Origin of the sequence: Planktothrix sp. FACHB-1355 (assembly GCF_014748295.1) — a bacterium.
Lineage (GTDB): Bacteria > Cyanobacteriota > Cyanobacteriia > Cyanobacteriales > Aerosakkonemataceae > Aerosakkonema > Aerosakkonema funiforme_A.
Genome location: NZ_JACJUP010000321.1, coordinates 1 through 6,100 on the forward strand (window position 1 = coordinate 1; position 6,100 = coordinate 6,100).

General features: G+C 45.2%; 6 protein-coding genes. 4 read left to right on the forward strand and 2 right to left on the reverse strand.

Annotated features, from left to right (window positions below):
- Positions 1–369 precede the first annotated feature (369 nt).
- The 3 genes from H6S82_RS14830 (at position 370) to H6S82_RS14840 (ending at position 1,820) form a co-directional block, all read left to right on the forward strand.
- Positions 370–1,059, forward strand: a complete 690-nt coding sequence (locus H6S82_RS14830; RefSeq protein WP_190464987.1) for a Uma2 family endonuclease — start codon at positions 370–372, stop codon at positions 1,057–1,059.
- Positions 1,060–1,222: 163 nt separating this feature from the next.
- The gene (locus tag H6S82_RS34040) at positions 1,223–1,354 is read left to right on the forward strand and encodes a hypothetical protein (protein ID WP_255512233.1); all 132 of its coding nucleotides are present in this window, start codon (positions 1,223–1,225) and stop codon (positions 1,352–1,354) included.
- Complete coding sequence (locus tag H6S82_RS14840) at positions 1,335–1,820, forward strand: hypothetical protein (protein WP_190465027.1); 486 nt, start codon at positions 1,335–1,337, stop codon at positions 1,818–1,820. The genes H6S82_RS34040 and H6S82_RS14840 overlap by 20 nt, the downstream gene beginning before the upstream one ends.
- Positions 1,821–1,951: 131 nt before the next feature.
- Here H6S82_RS14840 and H6S82_RS14845 read toward each other — a convergent pair whose 3' ends face one another.
- Positions 1,952–2,182, reverse strand: coding sequence for a type II toxin-antitoxin system RelE/ParE family toxin (locus H6S82_RS14845; RefSeq protein ID WP_190464988.1), 231 nt, complete (start codon positions 2,180–2,182; stop codon positions 1,952–1,954).
- Positions 2,183–2,475: 293 nt separating this feature from the next.
- The gene (pdhA, locus tag H6S82_RS14850; protein ID WP_190464989.1) at positions 2,476–3,510 is read right to left on the reverse strand and encodes a pyruvate dehydrogenase (acetyl-transferring) E1 component subunit alpha; all 1,035 of its coding nucleotides are present in this window, start codon (positions 3,508–3,510) and stop codon (positions 2,476–2,478) included.
- Positions 3,511–4,156: 646 nt separating this feature from the next.
- Between pdhA and H6S82_RS14855 the strand changes: the two genes are divergently transcribed.
- Positions 4,157–6,100: DnaJ domain-containing protein (locus H6S82_RS14855; protein ID WP_191056363.1), on the forward strand; the 1,944-nt coding region annotated here is incomplete at its 3' end.

Below are 6,100 nucleotides of genomic sequence, written 5' to 3' on the forward strand. Positions count from 1 at the left end.
ACCCTCCCCTTTATTAAAGATTAAATATTTTTTAATATTTCAGATAAGATTCCAGAAATAGACACAGATACAGGAATAAGAAAGCAAAAATCTTCCCATAGGTGCATCTGTGTTGCGATTATATTAGACATCTCCGCCAAAAGAATCTCAAAAAGCAGGCAAGATGCCTACCCCACAAGAATTTTTGGAGACGTCTATTCGTTTTCAGCAAAAATAATGCGATCGCACTTAGTTAACGGTGTGGGATGATGTGGTCGGAGTGCGATCGCATTTACGCGAGCATTACCAGAAGTTAAATATATTACTATTTAAAATTTGCGATCGCTATCCTTATAGATAATGGCCGATTTCCTTACCAGGTAATAACTTATGGTCGTACAAAAATCCCTATTCCCCTCCGACACTATACCACCCCTGGAAAATGGCGACAGACTAACTCGGCATGAGTTCGAGAAGCGCTATCAAGCAATGCCCCATATCAAAGCTGAATTAATTGAAGGAGTGGTTTATATGTCCTCACCAGTGCGTGCTAGAAGACACGGTGAACCCCATAGTCATATTATTGGCTGGTTATTTGTCTATTGTGCCGCTACCCCAGGCGTTATGCTATGCGACAACGCCACCGTGCGTCTAGATTTGGACAACGAACCACAACCAGATGCACTCCTGCGATTAGATCCTAGTGTAGGCGGTCAATCTCGCATTAGCGATGATGATTATATTGAAGGTGCGCCGGAATTAATTGTCGAGATAGCAGCTAGCACTGCTTCTTACGATTTGCATGACAAATTAAGAGTTTATCGTCGGAATGGAGTACAGGAATATTTAGTCTGGAAAGTTAATGAAAAAGAATTAAATTGGTTTAGATTGCGGGAAGGCGAATACGTGCAATTAGAAGCAGATACAAATGGTGTAATTCGCAGCGAAGTATTTCCAGGTTTGTGGTTAGCTGTAGCGGCGTTAATAACGGGAGATTTAGCGCGAGTTTTGGCGGTAGTGCAGGAAGGTTTGGCAACCGCAGAACATGGTAATTTTGTGAATAGGTTGAGTGGGAGCTAGTGACAGTCGATCGCATTTCCATAATCTATAGTAATTTGCCATAGCAATCTGAGCGAAGCAACTCCAGTGTAAACTATAGAATGAAGGGTGTGAAGAGGTATCGATTATTCTGACAGCAGCACAGACTTTAAAATGTTTCCTTGTTTGTTGCGACTTAACAAGGATGTATCTGCCTATTTTTCTAGTACGCCTCGACGAACGCACGGGTAATGTATTTATTTTAGCTGGTGAAGAAATCGAAGTAGTAATTGACCGTAATGGGGAGTTTGTGAAAAATGACGAAACCGAATTTTAAATCAATGTCCAAAAAAGAATTGCGTGCTTATGTGCTTGCTCATCGAGATGACGACGATGCTTTCTATGCTTACGCAGATAAGACATACGAAGAAAATGCGGCATTAAATGCAGCAGTTATTGAATGGCTACAGCATCAGTATCCCCAGGTAGCGATAGCCAAAGTACCGGAAACATCTTCTAAGTTTATTATGACAGATTCAAACAATCATCAAAAGTTGATAAGAATTCAAATGATGACAGCTTCATTGCCTACTCAAAAGCTGTTTATAGAACATTTAATTACCGATATAAATAAGGATAAATATCTAGATAAAGTTAGCATAGTAACAATTTTTGTAAGTAAAAATGAAAGCAAAGCTATTGATTTACAACGAGAAATAGAAGAGGTAAAATTTAGCGATCGCACCAACTCAGCCCAAATAGTTGGGTATCTAGAAGAATCAGGCAATTTTCGGAACATTTGAAGTTAGGAGATCGCTATGGTGATTGGAGATACGAGACATGAAACAGGATTACAAGGCAATGACTCGAAAAGAATTAAAACTTCTTTCGTTAATTCACCAATAATATTAAGTATTTTCTGGTTGGATCTGTCTCAGAAAAGATGCTCCAGTTTTTTATACACTTCATCATCATTGCGCTTGCCAACCAAAATTATCTCTACCAAGTCTTCATCGGCATTAAATCGATAAACGCTCCGATATTCGCCACTATCTACCCGATAATAACCAGGATAACCAATTAATTCTTTGCTATCAGCAGGCAAAGGATCGACATTCAGCGCCAATACTTTTTTAGCAATTTGAGCGGCAATCTTCGGTTGCAAACCTTTGAGAAAATCAAGAACTTATGATTAGGGGCTAGGCTCTTGCGTTAGTTAGAATTTTGGTGTATATTATTTATAATGGGAATATTTACATAAATAAAAAATTAGGAAATATTTCCATTGTAATACAATAGTATCATAAACAGCCACAAAAATCATCAAAAACCCTTCGCTTCATTAAAAATTAAATATTTTTTAATATTTCAGATGAGATTCCAGAAATAGACACAGATACAGAAATAGGAAAGCAAAAATCTTGCCATACGTGCATCTGTGCCATGTGTGTTGCGATCCTATTCGTCTTCGGCAAAAATGAAGCGATATAATTCGCTCGGATCGGGTTCGGGACTTTCCTCGGCAAACTTCACAGCATCATCAATTACAGCTTGAATCTTCTTGTCGATCGCCTTCAATTCATCCTCAAAAGCCAAATTTTTCTCAGTCAAATAAGCCGCCAACTTCTTAATCGGATCGCGGGTAAACCAGAAGTCCTTCTCCTCCTTAGAGCGAAGTTCATCCGGGTCAGCTAAAGAGTGACCCCGGAAACGATAAGTAAGGGCTTCAATGACAGTAGGGCCTTCACCGGCACGAGCGCGAGCGATCGCTTCCAGTGCAACTTGTCGTACCGCCAACACATCCATCCCGTCAACTTCCACACCCGCCATACCGAAGGCAGCAGCTTTGGTATAAATTTCCGGAACAGAAGTTGCACGCTCGTGAGCCATACCGATCGCCCACTTATTATTTTCCACCACATAGAGAATCGGCAGCTTCCACAGAGCCGCCATATTCAAGCACTCAAAAAACTGACCGTTATTAGCAGCACCATCTCCAAAAAAACAAGCCGTCACCTGGTCAGCACTGGCATCTCCCATCACTTCCCGGCGATACTTAGATTGAAACGCCGCACCAGTAGCAACGGGAATGCCTTCCGCCACAAAAGCATAACCGCCCAATAAATTATGTTCCCCAGAGAACATGTGCATCGAACCGCCGCGACCTTTCGAGCAACCAGTCGCCTTACCGAACAATTCTGCCATCACCTCACGCGCAGGTACACCAGCACTCAAAGCGTGGACGTGATCGCGATAAGTGCTGGAAACAAAATCCCGATCTTGGCGTAAAGATTTGATCACACCAGTAGACACAGCCTCTTGACCGTTGTACAAGTGAACAAAACCAAACATTTTGCCCCGATAGTACATTTCAGCGCACTTATCCTCAAAGAAGCGCCCCAAAACCATGTCCTCGTAAAGCCGCAGTCCTTCTTCCTTAGTTATTTGTACTTGTGAAGAGTCAAAAACAGGTGCAGTTCGTTCCATAACCATTAACTTGTTGTATCCTCGCAGCAAGAACCAAATTTATCATTCTCTCAGTATCCGGGTCGATCGCGATCGAAAGTGTATTCTGGAAGCTGATTGCCTTTCCAGAAGCAGTTAACCAGCTAGGCTATTATGCCCCGTCGTACTCCTAGACTGAAACAGAACTGACAAACCAAAGTTCTGTACTAGAATAAAAGCGGTTGAAATTCCCACCCGACTGGCTGACAGCATTCGTGTCGCAGTTCTTCTGAGTAACTAGCAGCGCGAATCGGGAAAAAAAGATTCCCTCTCCAAATGTGGGAAAACCTCCACCGGAATCCGTACAAATAAATAGGTTTTCGGTCTTGGGAACCCTGGCTGCTGTCAGGATCGCACTTTCAAGTGTGATGACGCTTAAGGGGGGATGATTTCCAATCAAACCTGTGGAAGCTGAATCAGACTGTCACCGTGTTGGGCACAAACTTGTCAAAGGGTAATCGGGAAAATATTTCCCAACGCATTTGCCAAGGGAAAACAGGGCGTGGTAGTACGTCCGGTGAGGGTAACGCCTTACAAAATGGTTGGTAAGACAAGTGGTATATTTGTCGATAAAACCTGTAACTATTCGATAACATAAGCTAATTTAGTTGTTCGCCGCTAGGGTTAGAGGCTCGTGCGTATTCCACTGGACTATTACCGGATTTTGGGTGTGCCGATACAGGCTTCTGCGGAACAGTTGCAGCAAGCTTATGGCGATCGCATCCAGCAAATGCCAAGACGCGAATATTCGGAGATGGCGATCGCTGCCCGCAAACAACTGCTGGACGAAGCCTACGCCGTCCTCCGCGATCCAGAAGAGCGTCGCGCTTACGATGCTAGTTTCCTCGCCAACACCTACACTCCTGGCGGATTTAATCCGCCATCGGCCACTGCCACAGACTCGTCGGTAAAAAGTATTTCATTAGAACAACAGGCAGAGCCACCACTAACGGCTTCATCTGTCTCTACGGTTGGGAGCCCTTACCCCGCTCCTACTATTGAAATTGAAGAAGACGAATTCATCGGTGCCCTACTCATTTTGCAAGAGTTGGGAGAATACGAACTGGTATTGAAGCTGGGCCGCTCCTATCTCAACAATGGCTATGTCGAACTCGAAAAAAGCCGATTTGGAGATCCCAAAATCATCGGACAGGATATCGTCTTAACCTTCGCCCTAGCTTGTTTGGAATTGGGCCGAGAACAATGGCAGCAACGTCGATACGAAGATGCAGCCAACACTCTCAACGAAGGTCAAGAATTGCTGTTGCGCCACGGCGTATTTGCTCTAGTGCGGGGAGAAATCCAAGCCGACCTCTACAAACTGCGGCCCTATCGAGTTTTAGAGTTATTGGGGCTGCCCGAAGAAAAAATACAACAGCGACGCCCAGGATTGCTGTTATTGCGAGAAATGCTGCAAGAAAGAGGCGGCATGGATGGCACAGGCGACGATCGATCCGGACTGAGCGTTGATGACTTTCTGCGCTTTATCCAGCAACTGCGTCCCTATCTTACCTCAGCCGAGCAGCAGACTCTGTTTGAAGAAGAAGCCCGTCGTCCCTCCGCTGTAGCTACTTATCTGGCAGTTTATGCCCTATTGGCACGCGGGTTCATTCAGCGACAACCAACCCTGATCCGGCGAGCCAAGCTGATGCTGATGCGTCTGGGCAAGCGCCAAGACGTGCATCTGGAACAAGCTGTTTGTGCGCTACTGCTGGGACAAACTCAAGAAGCTTCTCATGCCCTGGAATTTTCTGGAGAATACGAATCGTTAGCCTTCATTCGCGAACATTCTCAAGGCGCTCCGGATTTGTTGCCGGGACTTTGTTTGTACAGCGAACGCTGGTTGCAAACAGAAGTGTTTCCGCATTTCCGCGACTTGGCGAAGGAAAAGGTGTCCCTGAAGGATTACTTCGCCGACGAGCAGTTGCAAACTAGCCTGGAAGCACTGCCCGCTACAGATGCAACTGAGTGGGAAGTGATGGGATCTTCTCGACCATCGCCGACATCAACAGCTGGCTCACCCAATTTTGAGGATACCCCGACAGATGGGGGTACAGAATCGCAAAGCGAAACTGTATGGGGTCTGAAAAACCAGATCCAGCGAACTAAAGATATCATCGCATCAAAATCGGTTCAAGAATCGGCAGCTAATTTGAATGGAATTCCTCGCCCTACGCCAATTGCAGAACGATCGAACCTGAAAGCATCCCATCCCACTACTTTACAAAACACTACTTCCAGCAGCGTTCAAACCTTGCCAGAGGCTGAGCGGGTCGAGCCGAAAGTGACGGAACGCAACTCTACTTCTTTACCAGAGATGCAGTCATACGCAGCAACGACTGCTCCGGGTCGTGCTTCGACGCGCCAAGCTGTTTCTGAGTCAGCGGCAAATGACCCAGGCGAATCTCCAGTTGGAGTCAGGGAGTTTACCAGCCCAGGCTACCCTCCCAGACAAAGTTCGGGAACGAAGCGAACTACACGCGGGAATCGCTGGTCTAAGTTAAATCTGCGGAATTTGCTTTTCTGGCAAAACAGCAGTTCTCAGCCAGCTGGGGTGAAGTCGCCAGTCAGCAAACAG